We start from the raw sequence: 19,559 nt of genomic DNA, 5'->3' as shown, positions 1-19,559 counted from the left end.
GCCTCACGCAGTCAGGAAATCGAGCAGCGCGCGGTTGAAGCCGCCGGTGCACTCGATGTTCGAAATGTGCGCGGCGTCGAATTCGACGTGAAGCGCACCGGGAATCGCGGCAGCCAGCGCGCGGCCCTGGTCGGGCGGCGTCGACATGTCCTTCGCGCCGGTCACGACGAGCACCGGCAGCGTAATGCCTTTCACCTCTTCGCGCAGGTCGGCCGCGTTCAGCGCGTCGCAGTTCGCCGCGTAGCCGTCCTTGTCGGTATGCACGAAGGTGTCGCGGATCGCGTCGAACAGGCGCGGCTCGCGCTCGACGAACGCATCGGTGAACCAGCGCGGCAGCACGGCGTCGGCGAGCGCGGCCATCCCTTCGGCGCGTGCCTTCTGCGCGCGCGGCACCCACACTTCCGGCGAGCCGATCTTCGCGGCGGTGTTCGACAGCACCGCGCGAACGATGCGCGACGGGTAGCGCGCGGCCAGCGCGGCGCCCGTCAGCCCGCCCATCGAGATCCCGCAGAAATGCGCGCGCGCGATGCCGACGTGATCGAGCAGGCCGATCACGTCGCCCGCAAGCTGGTCGATCGTGTACGAACCGGCCGGCGCATCGGAATGGCCGTGGCCGCGCGTGTCGTAGCGCAGGATGTTGAAGTGCTGCGTGAGCGGACGGATCTGCGGCGCCCACATCTGCAGGTCGGCGCCGAGCGAGTTCGAGAAGACGAGCCACGGCGCGTCGTCGCGCGCGGCACGGTCGATCCGGTAATGCAGTTTCACGCCGTTGACAGTGGCGAAAGGCATCAATGTTCTCCTGGTTGGGTCGTGCCCGCATGCAGCGCGAGCACGGCATCGACATAGGCCTGCGCCTCGCCGACGTAATGTGCGGGATCGAGCAGCCGCGCGAGCGCGTCGCGCGACAGGTGGGCCGATACGGTTGCATCGGCGGCGAGCACGTCGAACAGCGTCGCGCCCGTGCGCACGGCTTCCTTCGACGCATGCTCGACGACGTGGTGCGCATCGAGCCGACCGATCCGGTCGCCGAGCGCGAGCATCACGGCTTCGCCGAGGATCAGCCCGTGCGTCAGGTCGAGGTTCGCGGCAAGGCGTTCGGTGTTCACGTCGAGGCCCGCGACGATCTGTGCGATCTGGGCAAGCGCGCCGCCCGTCAGCCGCGCGAGGTCGGGCAATGCATCCCATTCGGCCTGCCAGCCGCCGAGCGCGCGCTCGTGCTCCTGGACCATCCCCGCGAATACGGTCGCGACGAGGTTCGGCGCGCGTACGGCGGCGGTCAGCACGGCCGCGCAGCCGACCGGGTTGCGCTTGTGCGGCATCGTCGACGAGCCGCCCTTGCCGGCGGCGGCCGGCTCGCCGAGTTCGCCGACTTCGGTCTGCATCTGCAGCGACACGTCGCGCGCGATCTTGCCGAGCGTACCGGTCAGCATCCCGAAGCATGATGCGGCTTCCGCGATGCGGTCGCGCTGCGTATGCCACGGCACGGCCGGCACGGCGAGCTTCAGGTCGGCCGCGAGCGCGGCCGTGACGCCACGCGCGTGCTCGCGCAGGCTCGCGAGCGTGCCGGCCGCGCCGCCGAACTGCAGCACCAGCACGCGCTCGCGCAATTCGGCGAAGCGCGCGCGATGGCGCAGCAGCGCATCGAGCCATTGGGCGAATTTCAGGCCGAGCGTGATCGGCAGCGCCTGCTGCAGCCAGGTGCGGCCGATCATCGGCGTCGCGCGATGCGTGCGCGCGAGCGCCGCGAGCGATGCGCACGCCTGGTCGAGCATCGGCTCGAGCACGTCGAGCGTGTCGCGCAGCTGCAGCACGGTGGCGGTATCGATGATGTCCTGGCTCGTCGCGCCCCAGTGCACGAACTTCGCGGCCTCGGGGTCGTCGGCCTTCACTTGCGCGGTGAGCTGCTTGACGAGCGGAATCGCGAGATTGCCGCCGAGCGCCGCGCCGTGCGCGAGCGCGTCGGCGTCGAGCCGGCCGGCGTCGCATGCGCGTTCGATCGGCGCGACCGCGGCGGCGGGAATCACCTGCTGCGCGGCGAGCGCGCGCGCGAGCGCGGCCTCGACGTCGAGCATCCGCTGGATCGTCGCGCGCGGCGACCAGATCCGGTTGAGCGGCTCGGTGCCGCAGATGAGGGAGGTCAGGCGGGCGCTGTCTTCGAGCATGGCATCAGATTGGGGAAACGGCGTGCGCCTATTGTCCACCCAAGCGCGCCGGCGTGCGCTCGATCGCGCGCGCCGGCACGCCTGCGGTTCAGGCAGCGGCCTTTTGCGTCGCGTCGATCAGCGGCACGCCGGTCAGTTTCTGCAGTTCGTCGAACGACAGGTCGGTGAAGATCTCGCTCACCGCGAGGCCGTCGGCCGTCACGTCGAGCACGGCGAGATCCGTGTAGATACGGCTCACGCATTGCACGCCGGTGACCGGATACGAGCACTGCGCGACGATCTTGCTTTCGCCCTGCTTCGTCAGGTGCTCCATCATCACGAACACTTGCTTCGCGCCGATCGCGAGATCCATCGCCCCGCCGACGGCCGGAATCGCATCGGGCGCGCCCGTATGCCAGTTCGCGAGATCGCCGTTCGCGGACACCTGGAACGCGCCGAGCACGCAGTAGTCGAGGTGGCCGCCGCGCATCATCGCGAACGAATCGGCATGGTGGAAATACGCGCCGCCGGTGAGCAGCGTCACGTGCTGCTTGCCGGCGTTGATCAGTTCGTCGTCTTCTGCGCCGGCCGCGGGCGCGGGGCCCATGCCGAGCAGGCCGTTCTCGCTGTGCAGGAAGATTTCCTTGCTCGGGTCGAGGTGGTTCGCCACCAGCGTCGGCACGCCGATGCCGAGGTTCACGTATGCGCCTTCGGGGATGTCCTGCGCGACGCGCTTGGCCATTTCATCGCGGGTCAGTCGTTTCATCTGGATATCTCCCTCAAGCGGCTTGCGATGCAGCGTGTTCGGCGGCCAGCTCGGCCGCATGGGCGGCCTGCGGCACCTCGACGATGCGCTGGACGAAAATGCCCGGCGTCACGATGTGTTCCGGGTTCAGCGCGCCGAGCGGCACGACTTCCGACACCTGCACGATCGCGACCTTCGCGGCGCTGGCCATGATCGGCCCGAAGTTGCGCGCGGTCTTGCGATACACGAGATTGCCCCAGCGATCGCCCTTGTACGCCTTCACGAGCGCGAAATCGGCGTGGATCGGCGTCTCGAACACATACGGCTTGCCGTCGATCACGCGCGTTTCCTTGCCTTCCGCGAGCTTGGTGCCGTAGCCCGTCGGCGTGAAGAAGCCGCCGATGCCGGCGCCCGCAGCGCGGATGCGCTCCGCGAGGTTGCCCTGCGGCACGAGCTCCAGCTCGATCTCGCCCGCGCGGTACAGCGCGTCGAACACCTGCGAGTCGCTCTGGCGCGGGAACGAGCAGATGATCTTGCGCACCTGTTTCGCCTTGAGCAGCGCCGCCAGGCCCGTCTCGCCGTTGCCCGCGTTGTTGTTGACGATCGTCAGGTCGCGCGCGCCCTGTTCGATCAGCGCGTCGATCAGCTCGGACGGCATGCCGGCCGTGCCGAAGCCGCCGATCATGATCGTCGCGCCATCGTGAATGTCGGCAACCGCCGACTGAAGCGATTCGAAAATCTTGTTGACCATGTCTCTTCCTGATACGAACCCGCGGCACGATGCGCGGCCTGTCGAGGGGACACGCGCGTGCCGCGTGCCGCGCCGGGCCGATTTCGACCCCGGCATTTGTTCGCTAATCGAACCTAGATTCGATTAGCGAACGATGGGCCGATCATAGAGTCGTGCACAGCGCGTTGTCAAGGCGGGTTGCCTCGGGGGTCCCTGCATCATCGAACGGCAGCCCGACGTAGTTTTCGGCGAGCGACTGCGCGGCGGCCCGCGAGCGCGTCACGTATTTCAGCTCGGCAAACTTCAGGCGATTGACGAACGGCGAATCCTCCGGCGACGAATGCAGCATGTTCGTCATGAAGTACGAGAAGTGCTCGGCACGCCATACGCGCTCGAGGCAGGTCGCCGTATACGTGTCGAGCGGCGTCGCATCGCCCGTTCGGTAGCGTGCGCCGAGCGCACGGGACAGCGCGCGGACGTCGGCGACCGCGAGGTTCATCCCCTTCGCGCCGGTCGGCGGCACGATGTGCGCGGCGTCGCCGGCAAGGAACAGCCGGCCGTGCTGCATCGTCTCCGACACGAAGCTGCGCATCGGCGTCACGCTCTTCTGTGTGATCCGGCCCTCGGTCGGCGTCCAGCCCGTGTCGTTCGAGAAGCGCGTGTGCAGTTCGTCCCAGATCCGCGCGTCGGACCATTCGGCGAGGTTTTCGTCGGGCTTGCATTGCAGGTACAGGCGCGTGACGGTCGGCGAGCGCATCGAGAACAGCGCGAAGCCGTTGTCGTGATGCGCGTACACCAGTTCGTCGAGCGACGGCGCCGCGTCGGCGAGGATGCCGAGCCATGCGAACGGGTAGACGCGCTCGAACGTGTTCAGCCGCTCGGCCGGGATCGTCTGGCGCGCGATGCCGTGGAAGCCGTCGCAGCCGGCGATGTAGTCGCAGTCGATGCGGTCCGCGCGGCCGTTCGCGTGCTTGAACGTGACGAACGGGTGTTCGCCTTCGACGTCGTGCAGCGCGACGTCGCTGACTTCGAAGTGCATTTGGTGGCCATGCTCGACGCCGGCCGCGATCAGGTCGCGCACGACTTCATGCTGGCTGTAGACGGTGATCGCGCGCCCGCCGGTCAGTTCGGACAGGTCGATGCGGTGGCGCTGCCCGGAGAACAGCAGCTCGATGCCGTGATGCTCGAGCCCTTCGCGGCGCATCCGGTCGCCGAGGCCGGCTTCGTTCAGCGTATCGACCGTGCCCTGCTCCAGCACGCCGGCACGGATGCGGTTCTCGCAGTATTCGCGCGAACGCGCTTCGACGAGGATGGAATCGACGCCTTGCAGGCGCAGCAGATGGGACAGCAGAAGGCCGGACGGACCGGCGCCGATGATCGCGACTTGGGTGCGCATTGTTCGTCTCCTGAACATTGGTTCGAGTAATGGAACACATTTGAGCGCTTTCCCGACTATGCGGCAACGCGATTCAGGAGATATGTTGTATACGTTTTAAAGATATTGGCCCGATGATGGATTCGCTCGATCTGAACCTCATTCCCTACCTCGTCGCGCTCGACGACACGCGCAACGTCAGCCGCGCCGGCGACCTGCTCGGCGTGAGCCAGCCGCGCGTGAGCACGGCGCTCGGCCGGCTGCGCGAGTATTTCGGCGATCCGCTGTTCGTGCGCACGTCGCGCGGAATGGAGCCGACGCCGCGCGCGCTCGCGCTGCTGCCGGCCGCACGCGACGCGCTCGCGCAGATCGAGCGCGGCCTCGTCGCGCCGCACGACTTCGATCCGGCCGCGAGCACGCATACGTTCTCGATCGCGCTGTCGGACGTCGGCGAGATCGTGTTCCTGCCGAAGCTGCTGCAGGCGTTCGCGACGCGCGCGCCGCACGCGAACCTGCGTTCGGTCTCGCTCGCGCACGACGAAGTCGGACGCGGCCTCGAAGCCGGGTCGATCGATCTCGCGGTCGGCTACTTCCCCGATCTGGACGGCAACAACTTCTTCCAGCAACGGTTGTTCACGCACCGGTTCGTGTGCCTGATGCGCCGCGGCCATCCGCTCGAACAGACGCCGCCGTTCACGGTCGAGCAGTTCCTCGCGTGCGGGCACGCGGTGGTGCGCGCCGAAGGGCGCAGCCAGGAAGTGCTCGAGAAATACCTGGCGAAGCAGCGCATGCAGCGCCGCGCGGTGCTCGAGACGCCGCACTTCATGAGCCTGCCGTTCATCCTGAGCCGCACCGACCTGATCGCGACGGTGCCGCATGCAATCGGCTATGCGTATGCAGCCGAGCATGCGTTCATCGTGCCCGTCGAGCCGCCGCTCGCGCTGCCGCGCTTCGACCTGAAGCAGCACTGGCATCGCAAGTACCACAACGATCCGCGCACCGCGTGGCTGCGCGGCGTCGTCGCGTCGCTGTTCAACGACGAGCAGGACGAATGGCCGAAGTGAGCGCCAGGGCCTGTTCGCGCTGGCACGCACGACCCGCGAAAGCATGAAACAATTGGCGGATATCGGCCGCCGCAGGCGGCCTTCGATGGAGCCACTACATGGGTAAAAAATCCGCACGGCCCGAGCAGGCCGCATCCCGGCCGAGCCGCGAAGAAGCAGAGGCCGCCGTCCGCGTGCTGTTGCGCTGGGCCGGCGACGATCCCGCACGCGAAGGCCTGGTCGACACGCCCGCGCGCGTCGTGCGCGCGTACGAGCAGTTCTTCGCCGGCTATGCGGTGGAGCCGCGCGACATCCTCGCGCGCACGTTCAGCGAAGTCGACGGCTACGACGAGATGATCGTGCTGAAGGACATCCGCTTCGAGAGCTACTGCGAGCACCACATGGTGCCGATCATCGGCCGCGCGCACGTCGCGTATCTGCCGAACCATCGCGTGGTCGGCATCTCGAAGCTCGCGCGCCTCGTCGACGCGTTCGCGAAGCGCCTGCAGATCCAGGAAAAGATGACCGTGCAGATCGCCGATACGCTGTTCGACGTGTTGCAGCCGAAGGGCGTCGGCGTGATCCTCGAAGCCGCGCACCAGTGCATCTCGACGCGCGGCGTGCACAAGCCGGGCGTCGAGATGGTCACGTCGCGCATGCTCGGCTCGTTCCGCACCGATCCGTCGACGCGGCGCGAATTCCTGTCGATCGTCGCCAATCCTTCTTCAGTCAACCTGACGAATACGTAATGGAGTCGACGAAGCAAACGGCGCACGCGCCCGTCGTGCTCGTGACCGGCGCCGCGCGCCGGGCCGGGCGCGCGTTCGCCGAGTATTTCGCCGCGCACGGCTATCGCACCGCGGTTCACTACGATCGTTCGGCCGATGCCGCACGCGCGGCGGCACGCGCGATCGCCGAGCGCGGGCACGATTCGATCGCGCTGCAGGCCGACCTGTCGGATGCCGCGCAGATCACCGCGCTGATCGACCAGGTGTATGCGCGCTTCGGGCGCCTCGACGTGCTCGTCAACAACGCGTCGGTGTTCTGGCAGGACCACTTCCCGAGCTTCGATCTCGCGGCGTTCGACCAGGCATGGGCCGTCAACTGCCGCGCGCCGATCCTGCTCACGCGCGCATTCTACGAACGGGCGCGCGCGGCCGGCACGCAGGGCGTCGTCGTGAATGTGGTCGACCAGAAGATCAAGGAAAACTTTCACCGCGACCATTTCAGCTACACGGTCGCGAAGGCCGCGCTCGGCAACCTCACGCAGATGCTCGCGCTGTCATGCGCGCCCGTGCTGCGCGTGAACGCGGTGTTCCCGGGGCTGATGCTGCCGAGCGACGACCAGACGCAGGCCGACTTCGAACACGCGAGCCGCGCATCGACGCCGCTCGCGCGCATCGCAGGCCCCGACGACGTCGCGAGCGCGATCCTGCTGCTGACCGGCAACGCCTACAACGGCGTGGATTTCGTGGTGGATGCGGGGCAGAACCTGATCCGTGTAGACCAGGACGTGCTGTACAAGCACCGCTCGCCCGCCGGCAAGCACTGACGCACGCGCGGCGGCGGCCGGCGGCCGCGCGCCGCGTTACGGCTTCTCGGCGCTGCCGCCTTCGCGGGCCCTGGTCTGTGCGACGCTCGTGCCGGGCGGCACGCTGTGCGTGAGCCACACGTTGCCGCCGATCACCGAGCCGCGCCCGATCGTCACGCGGCCGAGAATCGTCGCACCCGCATAGATCACCACGTCGTCCTCGACGATCGGGTGCCGTGCGTTGCCCTTGACCAGCGCACCTTCGCCATCGGCAGGGAAGCTCTTCGCGCCGAGCGTGACGGCCTGGTACAGGCGCACGCGCTCGCCGATGATCGCCGTCTCGCCGATCACGACACCGGTGCCATGGTCGATGAAGAAGCTCGGGCCGATCTGCGCGCCGGGGTGGATGTCGATGCCGGTGGCCGAGTGGGCGATTTCATTGATGAAGCGCGCGAGCAGCGGCACGCCGAGCTGGTGCAGCGCGTGCGCGAGCCGGTGGTGCATCATCGCCAGCACGCCCGGATAGCACAGCAGGATCTCGGTAATGTGCTGCGCGGCCGGATCGCCCGCGTACGCGGCCTGGATGTCGCTGACGAGCAGCGCGCGGACCGCCGGCAACTGCCGGCCGAACTCGCGCGCGATCTCGAACGCGCGCTCGTCGAGTTCGGCGAACGGCGTGTCCGCATGCTCGGGCAGGAACGGCAGCGCGCGGCGAATCTGCTCGCACAGCACGCGCAGCGTGCTTTCGAGCGTGTGGCCGACGTAGTAGTCGACGCTTTCGTCGGTGAGATCCGGCGCGCCGTAATGCGTCGGAAACATCGACGCGCGCAGACCGGTCACAATCTTGCAGATCGCATCGCGGGACGGCAGTTCGCGGATGCCGCGCGGATGGCGCGTGCGATGGAGTTCTTCGCGCGACTCGCGCAAGCCGGCGACGATTTCTTCGAGGCCCCACTGACGGACGGGTGATGTCGACATATGCAAATGCAGGCGGCCGCGCTCGGTCGCACGGTCGCTAATAAAGTGACGGGTTCCGCAAGATTACCGCGTTTTTTTGTCCGGGAGCGGCACACCGGGGATCGGCCGAACGGCCGACGATGCCGGAAACGCGATGGCGTCAGATCACGATGCTGCTCGCGTCGATCCAGCGCACGGCCCAGTCGCGCGCGTGCGCGATCGCGGCGCCTTCGTCGTTGAACTGGAGCTCGGTCGGGAAAAAACGGTTCGCAACCAACTCCCCGTCGCTCGATCGGGAGATCACGACGTAGGGCTTGAACGAACCGTCACTGGCGCGCGCGGGCGCGCAATTCAACAGATAACCGCGGTGCGTGAAGGCAGTAGTCGCTTGCATGAATCCGCCACCTCTAGTCCCTTGTTTGTTGTTCACTACCCGTCTTTAAGGGTGCTGCGGCGCCCCGGCGCGGGCAGAGGCGGCGAGATCGCATCCCCTGTCGCCGCTTCGCAGGAAAAGAATCATACTCTGTAGAAAACGCGTCTTCTAGCTGAAATAAATCATGACAAATCAGTGCGCGTCGCGCGACCGCGGCGGTCGCCCGCGCGCCTTTTCCCGTCGAACCCGGAACGGGATTTGCTTCGATCCGAAGCGCTTCGCCGCCAGGAGAGCCGTGATGGAATCATCCGGTCAAGCAGGTCATTTGCATCCGCACAGCGTCGAGCTCGACAACGACGACACCCACGACAGCACGGTCGACACCGACGGCAAGAACCGCGAGGCCTGGCTTCTCGCCGGCGGCGGGCCGATCTCGCCCGACCAGATCACGGGCAGCAACGCGTCGCTCGTCAATGCGATGCCCGAAGCCGGCGACGGCCTCGCCGGCTTCGACAGCCGCACCGGCGGCAACCATCCGGCGTTCGCGCTGCGCGCGGGCTATGTGGTGATCGAGAAAGGCTTCGCCGCGCCGTCGCCCGCGGACGATGCGCAGTTCGGCCCCGTCCATCGGATGTACGGCAGCGCGTACTGGCCCGGCCACGGACGGCGGCCGGAACGCGTGATCGAGCTGACGGCCGTGCCGAGGTAGCCGGCGCGGCGTTTGAATCGATCGTTCGTTTGCAGATCGGCATCGGTCGACGATCGATGCCGGTGGATCGGCGCACGCGACAGGTGCTCAAGCGAACGATTCCGCGCGTCGGCATCGGCGGTTTCATGCATGCCGCGAATCGCGCCGACGCACATCCATTGATCGAAGTCATGTCGAAACGGCGCGGTTGCGATTGAATGACGATGCGCGCGGTTCATTGGCGTGATTTCGCACCGTGTCGGTGCGGCATGCGCGCGCCGCGATGCGTGCGCCGGTGCAACGCGGGATTTCGATGCCTGCGCATTCGTTCCCGGCGACGGTGCGGTCCTCATCCACCATCGCTCGAAACCGCTATCGCGAGCCGCGCGGCGGCCACGCGAACGACGGATGCGATGCAGCCATGCGAAATGCGTCGCGCAGTGCGGCATGCATTGCGTGCATGGCCGTGCACCGCGATGCCGGAGGCGCTGCTGTAGCGCGGCAGCACAGGCACCGCACTGCAAAGTCCCCGCCGTTGGTTTACCCTGCCTCGCAGCATTGCTCAGACAGATCGGCCATCCGGCCGACTTCGTTTCAACCCGCCACTCGGAGACACTATGTACAAGCGTATTCTGGTTGCCGTCGACGGCAGCAACACGTCCCGCCATGCGTTCGATGCCGCGCTGGCGCTCGCGAAAGCGCACGGCGCCGAGCTGCAACCGTTCTACGTCGTCGAGAACGCCGCGATCTACTACAACGTGCCGGGCTACGATCCGTCCGTGCTGCGCGATCAGCTCGTCGCGCAAGGCAACGAGCTCGCGAAGGATTTCACGAAGCTGATGCAGGCAGCGGGCGTGAAAGGCGATACGAAGCTGGCCGAAGCGACGTCGCTCAACGATGTGTCGCAGCTGATCCTCGAGGGCGCGAAGGCGTTCGGCGCCGATCTGCTCGTGCTCGGCACGCACGGCCGCCGCGGGTTCCGCCGTCTCGTGCTCGGCAGCATCGCCGAACAATGCGTGCGGCACGCGACGCTGCCCGTGCTGCTGATTCCGGCCGCCGCCAACACGGACGAGCAAGCCGCATGAACGGCGTTCGGCATCCGCGGCCGGTCGCGACGTTTTGTCACCCGACAGCGACAACTTGCGGTGGGACAATGATTCAGTCGATTCAACGCCGGAGTAAACGATCATGCTGACGCCCGTCGCCACACGTACCGCCGCCACGCCTCATGCCGGCAGCTGGGCTCCTCGCCAGGCCGCGCACTGCTCGTCGTGCGCGATGCGGCACCTGTGCATGCCGCAGGGCCTGGCGCCCGAAGCGCTCAGCCGCCTCGAGTCGGTCATCTGCGCGGCGCGCCCCGTCAAGCGCGGCGAAGCGCTGTTCCGCGAAGGCGACGCATTCGACAACCTGTACGCGGTACGCTCGGGTTCGCTGAAAACCGTCGCCACGCGCCACGACGGCCGCGAACAGGTCACGGGCCTGCATCTCGCGGGCGAAGCGCTCGGCCTCGACGGCATCTGCGACGACACGCATCCGCGCACCGCGGTCGCGCTCGAAGACAGCTCCGTCTGCGTGATTCCGTACAGCGCGCTGAAGGCACTGTGCTCGGAAGCCGGCTCGATGCAGTTGCGCATGCACAAGCTGATGAGCGAACAGATCGTGCGCGAAACGTCGCAGACGATGCTGCTCGGTTCGCTGAATGCCGAAGAACGTGTCGCCGCGTTCCTGCTCGACGTATCGTCGCGCTACCTGAAGCGCGGTTACTCGCCGTCGGAATTCAACCTGCGGATGACGCGCGAAGACATCGGCAGCTATCTCGGCATGACGCTCGAAACGGTCAGCCGCACGCTGTCCAAATTCCAGAAGCGCGGCCTGATCGAAATGCAGGGCCGCCACGTACAGATCATCGACTTCGACGGCCTGCATCACGTCTGATCCCGCACGGTGCACGCATCTCGCGCGCCGCCCGTGTGACGTTACCGATCAATCGAGAAACAGCGCGGCGCGCGCCTTCAGCGCCGCGCTGAAATCGTCGAGCCAGCCGATCGACAGACGCCAGCTCTGCCAGTAAAGATCGATGTCGACGGTGCGCCCGCGCGACATGTCGACCAGTTCGCCCGCCGCCAGCTGGCGGTCGACCATCCGGTCCGGGCACATCCCCCATCCCAATCCCGTTTCGCATGCGCGCAGATAGCCCGCGACGTGCGGTATCCAGTGCTGCGGCGGATCGAGATCCGCGCGCGTCACGCGCCGGATGAAACGCGCCTGCAGCCCGTCCTTCGGATTGAACATCACGCACGGCGCGCGACGCAGCGCATCGCGCGTGATGCCCGCGCCGAAATAGCGTTCGTAAAACGCCGGCGAGCACACCGCGCGATAGCGGATCCGCCCGAGCCGCTCCGACCGGCATCCCTGGATCGGCTCGGCCTGCGCGGTCACGGCGCCCTGCACGCTGCCGTCGCGGATGCGCGCGGCCGTGTAGTCCTGGTCGTCGATCACGAGGTCGAGCAACGTTTCGCGCTCCGTGCAGAACGGCCCCACCGCGTCGATGAACCACGTCGCGACGCTGTCGTCGTTGACGGCCACGCGCAACATCGGCCATGCGCCCGCGATCTGGCCCGGCAGCGCCGGCATCCGGCCGCCCAGTTCGGCCTCGAGCAGTTGCACGCGCTCGGTATGCCGGCACAGCAGCGCGCCCGACGTCGTCGCGACGCACGGCTGCCCGCGCTTGACCAGCACGCTGCCGACACGCTCCTCCAGCAGCTTCACGCGCTGCGACACCGCCGACGGCGTGACGTTCAGCTCCTTGGCCGCGCGCTCGAACGAGCCGTACCGGATCACGGCCGCGAGGGCATCGAGCAGGGCGTAGTCGAGCATTAGATTTCCTTAATCCGCATTAGGTGAATTAGCTTCTCTTATTTTCATGCTGACCGCAGACTAGCGCTACCCGATTCATCCGTCTACTGCTTCCACTGCGTCTACCGCTGTCACCACCATGAACTGGCTCGCTTTTTCCCACGGCGCCGCACTGTGCGCGTCGCTCATCGTCACCATCGGCGCGCAGAACGCGTTCGTACTCCGCCAAGGCATCATGCGCTCGCATGTCGGCAAGATCGTGCTGCTGTGCGCGCTATCCGACATGATCCTGATCGGCGCCGGCGTCGGCGGCGCATCGGTGCTGGTCGAGCGGTATCCGACTTTCGTCCACGCGGTGCTGTACGTCGGCCTCGCGTATCTCGCATGGTTCGGCATCAACGCGCTGCGCCGCGCGTTCAAGCCGGGCCACGCAACGCTCGACGTGCGCGGCGACGCGGTCGCGCCGCCGCCGCAGAGCGGGCTCGCGATCGTGCTGATGACGCTCGCGTTCACGTGGCTCAACCCGCACGTATATCTCGACACGTTCCTGCTGATCGGCACGGCCGGCGCGCGCGAGCCGGAAGGCGCACGGCTCGCGTTCGCGATCGGCGCGATGGCGGTCAGCGTCGTGTGGTTTCTCGGGCTCGGCTACGGTGCGCGATTGCTGGCGCCGTGGTTCCGCAAGGCCGTTGCGTGGCGCGTGCTGGATGGCGCGATCGGCAGCATGGTGCTGTTTCTCGCGGCTGTGCAGTTGCGCTGACCGACTCGCCGTCGCACGGGCGGCTGCTTGCCGCCCGTCTGCCGATCCGCTCCGGCGCAACGTCGGGGCATCCGTCCCTCCCGCCCCCGCCCGCTTCCGCCGACACGGCATCTCGCTTCCCGCAGCGCATCGCCGCCGCGAAATTCAGCTCCGGATCCAACGCAGCCGTACGGACCGCCAACGTGACGGACGATGCGTCCGTCATCTGTCCCAAGCCGTCCATCATCGCGGCGACACGCCGCCTGCACGAATCCGATCGATCGGAGAGAATGACCGGTGTCCTGCGACAACGGCGGAACCGCACCGCGCACCCCGCCGTCTCGTCGCGCTCGACCTGGCCAATCGCTCAGTTCAATCCCGTCACCCCACCGATATCGGAGCAGAACATGGCACTACGCACTCTCGGCACGTCGAACATCCAGGTTTCGCCGCTCGCGTTCGGCGGCAACGTCTTCGGCTGGACCGTCGACGAAAACGCGTCGTTTTCGCTGCTCGACGCGCTCGCCGACATCGGCATCAACTTCATCGACACGGCCGACGTCTATTCGGCCTGGGCGCCCGGCAACAGCGGCGGCGAATCGGAAACGATCATCGGCAAGTGGCTCAAGCGTTCCGGCAAGCGCGAGCAGGTCGTGATCGCGACCAAGGTCGGCCTGCTTTCGACACGCGCGGGCCTGACGAAAGACAACATCCTGCAGGCCGCCGACGATTCGCTGCGCCGCCTGCAGACCGACTACATCGACCTGTATTTCTCGCACCGCGACCTCGCCGATACGGCCCCGCTCGAGGAAACGCTCGGCGCATACCAGACGCTGATCGACGCGGGCAAGGTGCGCATCATCGGTGCATCGAACTACAGCGGCGCGCGCCTGCGCGAAGCCGCCGACATCAGCAAGCGCGACGGCCTGCCCGCGTACCAGGTCATCCAGCCCGAATACAACCTGATCGACCGCGCCGACTACGAACGCGATCTCGAGCCGGTCGTGCGCGACCTGAAGCTCGGCGTCGTCAACTATTACGCGCTCGCGAGCGGTTTCCTGTCGGGCAAGTACCGCAGCGAGGCCGACCTGAAGAAGAGCGTGCGCGGCGATCGCGTCGCCGGTTATCTCGACGAACGCGGCCTGCGCATTCTCGCCGCGCTCGACGCCGTGTCGGCGAAGCACGGCACGCAGCCGGCCGCAATCGCGCTCGCGTGGCAGATCGCGCGGCCGACGATCACCGCGCCGATCGCGAGCGCGACGTCGCTCGCGCAGCTCGCATTGCTCGGCGAAGCGATCCGCATCCGGCTCGATCAGGACGACATCCGCCAGATCGACGAGGCCAGCGCAACCTGACGTCGTGGGCGGCAGGCCGGTCGATCGAATCGCGCGGTCTTGCGGTTCCGCGATCGGCCTGCGTCATCCGCGCTCCGCTAAACGGCGCCGCGCGGCGCCGCATCGCGCAGCGCCATCGGCGACGCGCCGTAGCGCTCGCGAATCGCGCGGCTGAAATGCGCCTGGCTCGAGAACCCCCAGCGAAACGCGATCTCGCCGACGCTCGTCTTGCGCAGCCGCGCATCCGTCAGCTCGCGATGCGCGTGCGCCAGCCGTTCCGACCAGATGTGCTGCGTGATCGACTCGCCTTCGGCCGCAAAGAGCCGGCCGAGATGACGCAGCGACAGCCCGACCGCGTCGGCAACCGCCTGCGGCCCGAGCTCCGGCTCGCCGAGATGCGTCGCGATGTACTGCTTCGCGGTCAGCAGGTACGACAGCGAAGCACGCGATGCGCCCGCACCGTTCACTTCCGTGTCGATCAGTTCCGCGACCAGCGTGCGCGTGCGCTCGGCAAAGCGCGCGGCATCGCACTCGACCGGATCCTTCATGAAGCGCTCGACGCTCGCCCTCAGCGTCGCGCCGAGCATCGCACCCGCGCCCGGCTTCGGCGCGATCCGCAGCGGCAGCGCCGCCAGCTCCGCGTCGAGCCGGTCGTCGAACGTCGCGATCGGGACATCGATCAGCAGCTGCCGCATCGGCGTCAGGAATCCGAACAGATATGGCACGCGCGTGTCGTAGACGACGACGTCGCCGGCTTCCGCGAGCAGGCACCGGTCACGCTGGATGAAATACGCGCGCCCGCTCAGGATCTGGCACGCGAACAGCGATTCCTTCGGCAGTTGGCGCACCAACGCGGGGCTGCGCTCGATCACGTGATCCTGGCCGCTGATGTCGGCGATGCCGAGGCCCGGCAGCGCGATGTCGGTCTTCTCGACTTCGAGCCCGGCCGGCGACAGCGACGAGCAGCGCAGGCCGACCAGCGTCGCCGCGTTGAACGCATCCCAGTACGCCATCCTGTCGCGCGCCGGCACGTCGGCCGTCGAGCCTCGCGTGCGTGAAAAAACGGTCGAATTCGTCACGTCGCCTCCTGCTGGCGCCCGTCGTCCGGAGCGGCATGCATTGCGGAATTGGGGGATGGATCGTTTAAACGTCGTGCGGTGCGATGTCCGGCCCGATCAAGCAATTCGTCCAGCCCAGTCAAGAGCGGCGCGCACCGGCTGGCTAAAGTCGAGCCCACGACATCCAAACACAAGGAGACGAACCGTGGTCGACAAAGCCGTAGCCGAATTCTGGCAAAACATCCCGCCGATTGCCAATCCGTTCAAGCCCGATGCGCTGCCGGAAGCCTACATCGCGAACGCGGCCACCGACGACGAGCGCTATTACGTTCCGTTCACCGAAACGGTTTCGTCGCGGCCGCTGTGGATCTCGCCGTCGCAGAACAAATGGTGCGACATCCTGATGGCGAAGGAAGCGGGGCTCGTGAACCGGCACTATCACCCGCACGAGGTATTCGCGTACACGCTGTCCGGCAAATGGGGCTATCTGGAGCACGAATGGACCGCGACGAAGGGCGATTTCGTGTACGAGACGCCGGGCGAAGGCCACACGCTCGTCGCGTTCGATCACCCCGAGCCGATGCGCGCGTTCTTCATCGTCAAGGGCCCGCTGATCTGGCTCGACGAAGAAGGCAACCCCGACGGCTATTTCGACGTGCATTCGTACATCGCGATGTGCAAGGCGCATTACGAGAAGGTCGGCCTCGGCGCGCCAGCGATCGAGAAGCTGTTCCGCTGACGCGCGACGGGGCCCGCCATGACATCCCACCCTTCCCCCAAACTCGCATGGACGTACGAGAACAGGCTGCTGCTGATCCTGTTCATGACGTTCGGCTTCGTGTTCTTCGACCGCCTCGCGCTGTCGTTCCTGTTCCCGTTCATGTCGGCCGAACTGCACCTGACGAATGCGCAGCTCGGCATGGTGTCGTCCGCGCTCGCGCTCACGTGGGCGCTGTCCGGTGCCGCGACCGGTGCGTGGTCCGACGCGCGCGGCACGCGCAAGCCGCTGCTGATCGCGGCCGTGCTTGGCTTTTCCGTGTGCTCGGCGCTGTCGGGGTTCGTCGGCGGCTTCGCGAGCCTGATCGCATTCCGTGCGCTGATGGGCATCGCCGAAGGCCCCGTGCTGCCGCTGTCGCAGTCGCTGATGGTCGAGAGTTCGACGCCGAGCCGCCGCGGGCTGAACATGGGCCTTCTGCAAGGCTCGGCCGCCGGCCTGCTCGGCGCGATGATCGGCCCGCCGGTCGTGATCGGCATCGCAACCGCGTACGGCTGGCGCGAGGCGTTCTACGTATCGTGTATTCCGGGCTTCCTGATCGCCTTCTGCATCTGGCGCTGGGTTCGCGAAATGCCGCCCGGCGGCGCACGGCATGCGCAGGCCGACACCGTCGGCGCGGCAGCGGCGGGCGGCGCGGCCGTCAGCCGCTGGGCGCTGCTGAAGGAACGCAACATCCTGCTCTGCGTGTTGATCAGTTGCTTCTTCCTCACGTGGTTCGTCGTGATCATCTCGTTCGCGCCGGTCTTCCTCGTCGACAGCCGCCATCTTTCGCCGTCCGACATGGGCGTCGTGATGACCTGCCTCGGCGCCGCATGGGTGTTCTGGGGCTTCGCGGTGCCGGCGATCTCCGACCGGATCGGCCGCAGGCCGACGATGATCGTGTTCGCGCTGGTCGCCGCCGCGTGCCCGGTCGCGATGATTCACGCGAATTCGCTGTGGGCGCTCTGCGCGCTCGTGCTCGCGACCTACACGGGCCTTGGCTGCTTCACGCTGTTCATGGCGACGATCCCGGCCGAAACGGTGCCACCGCGCGCGATCGCCAGCGCGCTCGGGCTGATCATGGGCGCCGGCGAGCTGATCGGCGGCTTCGTCGCGCCGACCGTCGCCGGCTTCGCGGCCGACCGCTACGGCCTGCAGTTCGCGATGTGGACGTCGGCAACCGGCGCGATTCTCGCGTGCGTGCTGTCGTTCGGCCTCGTCGAAACCGCGCCCGCCGTGCTGCGCAAGCGCGCACCCGCCGGCGCCGCCGCGAACCGTCTCGATACGCAGAACCTCGGAGGACGCTGACATGCGTGCACTTCAATGGCATGGCCCGCGCGACGTCCGTCTCGTGGAAATCGACACGCCGCGCACGGGGCCGGGCGAGGTGCGCATCGCGGTCGCGTATTGCGGCATCTGCGGCAGCGACCTGCACGAATACGCGGACGGCCCGCACGCGATTCCGGTCGACACGCCGCACCCGCTGTCGCGGCGCACCGCGCCGCTGACGCTCGGCCACGAGTTCTGCGGCACCGTCGTCGAAGTCGGCGAGGGCGTGACGACACTGAACCCGGGCGACTGCGTCGCCGTCGAGCCCGAATATCGCTGCCACCAATGCGCATATTGCCGCTCGGGGTCGTACAACCTGTGCGTGTCGATGGGCTTCGCAGGCCTGATGGGCGACGGCGGGATGGCCGATTTCGCGGTCGTGCCGGCCTACATGCTGCATCGGCTGCCCGACGGCGTCAGTCTCGAACAGGCCGCCGTGATGGAACCCGCCGCCGTCGCGCTGCATGCGTTGCGCCGCGCCGAGCTCCGGCTCGGCGACACCTGCGCGGTATTCGGGCTCGGGCCGATCGGCCTGCTGCTGATCCAGCTCGCGAAGCTGCAGGGCGCGACGACCATCGTCGCGGTCGACGTGTCGCCCGAGCGCCTCGCGGCCGCCGCGCGTCTCGGTGCGACGCACACGTTCAACGCGCGCTCGCTCGACGCGTCCGTGCTGCGCGACGCGATCCGCGAGGCATCGGGCGGGCTCGGCGTCGATGCGAGCTTCGAGGCGGCCGGGTTGCCCGCCACGTTCGAAGCGGCGATGCAGGCGCTGCGCAAGGGCGGCCGCGTCGTAATGGTCGGCCTGATGCCGCATGCGGGCTTCGATGCGTTCCGCGCGGTCAACGACGAACTGACCTTCACGGCGAGCGTCGGCTACCGGCACGCATACGAAGACCTGCTGCGCATCGTCGCGTCGGGCGCGCTCGACCTCACGTCGATCGTCACGCGCACCGTGTCGCTCGAAGATGCCGTCGCCGACGGCTTCGACGCGCTGCTCGCCGATCGCACGCAGATCAAGATCCTGGTTTCCCCCGCGCAGCGGTGCGCCCGCCGCGCACACACCGTCGGGAGCATCGAGCATGAGTCGTCCGTTGGCGTTTGAAGGCAAGACCGTCGTCGTGACGGGCGGCACATCGGGCATCGGCGCGCGCACCGCATGGCGGTTCGCGCAAGCCGGCGCATCGGTCGTCGCGCTCGGGCTCGACGCCACCGGCCCGCATGCGCCCGTGCACGAGCGCATGCGGTGCATCGAACTGAACGTGACCGACAGCGATACGCTGACGCGCAAGATCGCCGCGCTGCCGCGGCTCGACGTGCTCGTCAACGGCGTCGGCATCAGCCGGCACGCGGACGAATACCGGATGGACCAGTTCGAGCTCGTGCTGAACGTGAACCTGACGTCGGTGATGCGTGCATCCGACGCCGCGCTGCCGGCGCTGTCGGCGCACGGCGGCAGCATCGTCAACATCGCGTCGATGTACACGTACTTCGGCAGCAAGGACCGGCCCGCGTACAGCGCGAGCAAGGGCGGCATCGCGCAGCTCACGCGCTCGCTCGCGCAGGCGTGGGCCGAGCGCGGCATCCGCGTGAACGCGGTTGCGCCCGGCTGGATCGACACGCCGCTCAGCAGCGGGCTGATGGCCGACAGTCAGGCCTCGCGACAGATCCTCGATCGCACGCCGCTCGGGCGCTGGGGTACGGCCGACGAAGTCGCGGAAGTGATCCTGTTCCTGTGCTCGCCCGGCGCGTCGTTCGTGACCGGCGCGGTCGTGCCGGTGGACGGCGGGTATTCGACGGTATAGCGCCCGGCGCACGGCGTGTCGGCGGGCAGGCAGTCGCTCCCGATGCGCCGTGCGCAGGCCATTCCCCTTCGGTTGCACCTGAATCGGAATCATCCCGGTTCAGG

Annotated in this window: 22 protein-coding genes; 13 read left to right on the top strand and 9 right to left on the bottom strand. The window is 67.6% G+C overall.

The genetic code is table 11. The features are described from left to right. Nucleotides 1–3: 3 nt before the first annotated feature. From pcaD to pobA, 5 genes are all read right to left on the bottom strand, one after another. The gene (gene pcaD / locus MRS60_RS26680) at nucleotides 4–789 is read right to left on the bottom strand and encodes a 3-oxoadipate enol-lactonase (RefSeq protein WP_034181457.1); all 786 of its coding nucleotides are present in this window, start codon (nucleotides 787–789) and stop codon (nucleotides 4–6) included. Then, entirely contained in the window at nucleotides 789–2,162 is a 1,374-nt protein-coding gene (locus tag MRS60_RS26675) for a 3-carboxy-cis,cis-muconate cycloisomerase (RefSeq protein ID WP_034181458.1), read from the bottom strand. Before MRS60_RS26675 ends, pcaD begins: the two co-directional genes overlap by 1 nt. A gap of 88 nt (nucleotides 2,163–2,250) precedes the next feature. Beyond that, a complete protein-coding gene (locus tag MRS60_RS26670) occupies nucleotides 2,251–2,907 on the bottom strand; it encodes a 3-oxoacid CoA-transferase subunit B (RefSeq protein WP_034181806.1) in 657 nt (218 codons plus the stop codon). Between the two features lie 13 nt (nucleotides 2,908–2,920). Continuing rightward, complete coding sequence (locus tag MRS60_RS26665) at nucleotides 2,921–3,637, bottom strand: 3-oxoacid CoA-transferase subunit A (protein ID WP_034181459.1); 717 nt, start codon at nucleotides 3,635–3,637, stop codon at nucleotides 2,921–2,923. Between the two features lie 142 nt (nucleotides 3,638–3,779). Next, nucleotides 3,780–5,012 (bottom strand): 4-hydroxybenzoate 3-monooxygenase, encoded by a 1,233-nt coding sequence (gene pobA / locus MRS60_RS26660; protein ID WP_243565858.1) that lies wholly within the window; start codon nucleotides 5,010–5,012, stop codon nucleotides 3,780–3,782. 116 nt (nucleotides 5,013–5,128) lie between these two features. Here pobA and MRS60_RS26655 point away from each other — a divergent pair, with 116 nt between their 5' ends. The 3 genes from MRS60_RS26655 (at nucleotide 5,129) to MRS60_RS26645 (ending at nucleotide 7,586) form a co-directional block, all read left to right on the top strand. Beyond that, the gene (locus tag MRS60_RS26655; RefSeq protein ID WP_034181461.1) at nucleotides 5,129–6,055 is read left to right on the top strand and encodes a LysR family transcriptional regulator; all 927 of its coding nucleotides are present in this window, start codon (nucleotides 5,129–5,131) and stop codon (nucleotides 6,053–6,055) included. Nucleotides 6,056–6,153: 98 nt separating this feature from the next. After that, complete coding sequence (gene folE / locus MRS60_RS26650; RefSeq protein WP_034181462.1) at nucleotides 6,154–6,783, top strand: GTP cyclohydrolase I FolE; 630 nt, start codon at nucleotides 6,154–6,156, stop codon at nucleotides 6,781–6,783. Continuing rightward, the gene (locus MRS60_RS26645) at nucleotides 6,783–7,586 is read left to right on the top strand and encodes an SDR family oxidoreductase (protein ID WP_105391328.1); all 804 of its coding nucleotides are present in this window, start codon (nucleotides 6,783–6,785) and stop codon (nucleotides 7,584–7,586) included. Before folE ends, MRS60_RS26645 begins: the two co-directional genes overlap by 1 nt. Before the next feature lie 36 nt (nucleotides 7,587–7,622). Here the strand turns inward: MRS60_RS26645 and epsC are convergent, their stop codons facing one another. Together epsC and MRS60_RS26635 are read right to left on the bottom strand one after the other, a co-directional pair. Continuing rightward, nucleotides 7,623–8,543, bottom strand: coding sequence for a serine O-acetyltransferase EpsC (gene epsC / locus MRS60_RS26640; protein WP_034181464.1), 921 nt, complete (start codon nucleotides 8,541–8,543; stop codon nucleotides 7,623–7,625). A 139-nt stretch (nucleotides 8,544–8,682) separates the two neighbouring features. Next, entirely contained in the window at nucleotides 8,683–8,916 is a 234-nt protein-coding gene (locus MRS60_RS26635) for a hypothetical protein (RefSeq protein WP_034181465.1), read from the bottom strand. A 277-nt stretch (nucleotides 8,917–9,193) separates the two neighbouring features. Here MRS60_RS26635 and MRS60_RS26630 point away from each other — a divergent pair, with 277 nt between their 5' ends. The 4 genes from MRS60_RS26630 (at nucleotide 9,194) to fnr (ending at nucleotide 11,518) form a co-directional block, all read left to right on the top strand. After that, nucleotides 9,194–9,604: a DUF3005 domain-containing protein gene (locus tag MRS60_RS26630; RefSeq protein ID WP_175749693.1), complete on the top strand. Its 411-nt coding sequence runs from the start codon at nucleotides 9,194–9,196 to the stop codon at nucleotides 9,602–9,604. Between the two features lie 29 nt (nucleotides 9,605–9,633). Beyond that, nucleotides 9,634–9,801: a hypothetical protein gene (locus MRS60_RS26625; RefSeq protein ID WP_175749692.1), complete on the top strand. Its 168-nt coding sequence runs from the start codon at nucleotides 9,634–9,636 to the stop codon at nucleotides 9,799–9,801. A gap of 399 nt (nucleotides 9,802–10,200) precedes the next feature. Next, complete coding sequence (locus tag MRS60_RS26620) at nucleotides 10,201–10,668, top strand: universal stress protein (protein WP_034181467.1); 468 nt, start codon at nucleotides 10,201–10,203, stop codon at nucleotides 10,666–10,668. A gap of 103 nt (nucleotides 10,669–10,771) precedes the next feature. After that, nucleotides 10,772–11,518 (top strand): fumarate/nitrate reduction transcriptional regulator Fnr, encoded by a 747-nt coding sequence (gene fnr / locus MRS60_RS26615; RefSeq protein WP_034181468.1) that lies wholly within the window; start codon nucleotides 10,772–10,774, stop codon nucleotides 11,516–11,518. A 48-nt stretch (nucleotides 11,519–11,566) separates the two neighbouring features. On the opposite strand, the gene MRS60_RS26610 is transcribed toward fnr, so the two are convergent. Then, a complete protein-coding gene (locus MRS60_RS26610) occupies nucleotides 11,567–12,460 on the bottom strand; it encodes a LysR family transcriptional regulator ArgP (RefSeq protein WP_243565857.1) in 894 nt (297 codons plus the stop codon). Nucleotides 12,461–12,578: 118 nt separating this feature from the next. On the opposite strand from MRS60_RS26610, the gene MRS60_RS26605 reads away from it, so the two are divergent. Then, nucleotides 12,579–13,199, top strand: a complete 621-nt coding sequence (locus MRS60_RS26605) for a LysE/ArgO family amino acid transporter (protein WP_034181470.1) — start codon at nucleotides 12,579–12,581, stop codon at nucleotides 13,197–13,199. A 386-nt stretch (nucleotides 13,200–13,585) separates the two neighbouring features. Further along, complete coding sequence (locus tag MRS60_RS26600) at nucleotides 13,586–14,533, top strand: aldo/keto reductase (RefSeq protein ID WP_243565856.1); 948 nt, start codon at nucleotides 13,586–13,588, stop codon at nucleotides 14,531–14,533. A gap of 77 nt (nucleotides 14,534–14,610) precedes the next feature. On the opposite strand, the gene MRS60_RS26595 is transcribed toward MRS60_RS26600, so the two are convergent. Continuing rightward, complete coding sequence (locus MRS60_RS26595; RefSeq protein WP_034181472.1) at nucleotides 14,611–15,591, bottom strand: helix-turn-helix domain-containing protein; 981 nt, start codon at nucleotides 15,589–15,591, stop codon at nucleotides 14,611–14,613. 184 nt (nucleotides 15,592–15,775) lie between these two features. Between MRS60_RS26595 and MRS60_RS26590 the strand changes: the two genes are divergently transcribed. The 4 genes from MRS60_RS26590 to MRS60_RS26575 are packed head-to-tail and all read left to right on the top strand — an operon-like array spanning nucleotide 15,776 to nucleotide 19,455. Beyond that, nucleotides 15,776–16,309, top strand: a complete 534-nt coding sequence (locus MRS60_RS26590; protein WP_243565855.1) for a 2,4'-dihydroxyacetophenone dioxygenase family protein — start codon at nucleotides 15,776–15,778, stop codon at nucleotides 16,307–16,309. 18 nt (nucleotides 16,310–16,327) lie between these two features. Then, nucleotides 16,328–17,632, top strand: coding sequence for an MFS transporter (locus tag MRS60_RS26585; RefSeq protein WP_034181474.1), 1,305 nt, complete (start codon nucleotides 16,328–16,330; stop codon nucleotides 17,630–17,632). 1 nt (nucleotide 17,633) lies between these two features. Beyond that, nucleotides 17,634–18,755 (top strand): 2,3-butanediol dehydrogenase, encoded by a 1,122-nt coding sequence (locus MRS60_RS26580; RefSeq protein ID WP_243565854.1) that lies wholly within the window; start codon nucleotides 17,634–17,636, stop codon nucleotides 18,753–18,755. Further along, the gene (locus tag MRS60_RS26575) at nucleotides 18,733–19,455 is read left to right on the top strand and encodes an SDR family NAD(P)-dependent oxidoreductase (protein WP_243565853.1); all 723 of its coding nucleotides are present in this window, start codon (nucleotides 18,733–18,735) and stop codon (nucleotides 19,453–19,455) included. Before MRS60_RS26580 ends, MRS60_RS26575 begins: the two co-directional genes overlap by 23 nt. The last annotated feature ends 104 nt before the right edge of the window (nucleotides 19,456–19,559 follow it).

The organism is Burkholderia pyrrocinia (assembly GCF_022809715.1).
GTDB lineage: Bacteria > Pseudomonadota > Gammaproteobacteria > Burkholderiales > Burkholderiaceae > Burkholderia > Burkholderia pyrrocinia_C.
This window is presented reverse-complemented; position numbering and strand designations above follow the sequence as displayed.

Coding starts and splice junctions, on each gene's coding strand:
- pcaD (WP_034181457.1), bottom strand. CDS start 789: ATGCCTTTCGCCACTGTCAACGGCGTGAAACTGCATTACCGGATCGAC.
- MRS60_RS26675 (WP_034181458.1), bottom strand. CDS start 2,162: ATGCTCGAAGACAGCGCCCGCCTGACCTCCCTCATCTGCGGCACCGAG.
- MRS60_RS26670 (WP_034181806.1), bottom strand. CDS start 2,907: ATGAAACGACTGACCCGCGATGAAATGGCCAAGCGCGTCGCGCAGGAC.
- MRS60_RS26665 (WP_034181459.1), bottom strand. CDS start 3,637: ATGGTCAACAAGATTTTCGAATCGCTTCAGTCGGCGGTTGCCGACATT.
- pobA (WP_243565858.1), bottom strand. CDS start 5,012: ATGCGCACCCAAGTCGCGATCATCGGCGCCGGTCCGTCCGGCCTTCTG.
- MRS60_RS26655 (WP_034181461.1), top strand. CDS start 5,129: ATGGATTCGCTCGATCTGAACCTCATTCCCTACCTCGTCGCGCTCGAC.
- folE (WP_034181462.1), top strand. CDS start 6,154: ATGGGTAAAAAATCCGCACGGCCCGAGCAGGCCGCATCCCGGCCGAGC.
- MRS60_RS26645 (WP_105391328.1), top strand. CDS start 6,783: ATGGAGTCGACGAAGCAAACGGCGCACGCGCCCGTCGTGCTCGTGACC.
- epsC (WP_034181464.1), bottom strand. CDS start 8,543: ATGTCGACATCACCCGTCCGTCAGTGGGGCCTCGAAGAAATCGTCGCC.
- MRS60_RS26635 (WP_034181465.1), bottom strand. CDS start 8,916: ATGCAAGCGACTACTGCCTTCACGCACCGCGGTTATCTGTTGAATTGC.
- MRS60_RS26630 (WP_175749693.1), top strand. CDS start 9,194: ATGGAATCATCCGGTCAAGCAGGTCATTTGCATCCGCACAGCGTCGAG.
- MRS60_RS26620 (WP_034181467.1), top strand. CDS start 10,201: ATGTACAAGCGTATTCTGGTTGCCGTCGACGGCAGCAACACGTCCCGC.
- fnr (WP_034181468.1), top strand. CDS start 10,772: ATGCTGACGCCCGTCGCCACACGTACCGCCGCCACGCCTCATGCCGGC.
- MRS60_RS26610 (WP_243565857.1), bottom strand. CDS start 12,460: ATGCTCGACTACGCCCTGCTCGATGCCCTCGCGGCCGTGATCCGGTAC.
- MRS60_RS26605 (WP_034181470.1), top strand. CDS start 12,579: ATGAACTGGCTCGCTTTTTCCCACGGCGCCGCACTGTGCGCGTCGCTC.
- MRS60_RS26600 (WP_243565856.1), top strand. CDS start 13,586: ATGGCACTACGCACTCTCGGCACGTCGAACATCCAGGTTTCGCCGCTC.
- MRS60_RS26585 (WP_034181474.1), top strand. CDS start 16,328: ATGACATCCCACCCTTCCCCCAAACTCGCATGGACGTACGAGAACAGG.
- MRS60_RS26580 (WP_243565854.1), top strand. CDS start 17,634: ATGCGTGCACTTCAATGGCATGGCCCGCGCGACGTCCGTCTCGTGGAA.
- MRS60_RS26575 (WP_243565853.1), top strand. CDS start 18,733: ATGAGTCGTCCGTTGGCGTTTGAAGGCAAGACCGTCGTCGTGACGGGC.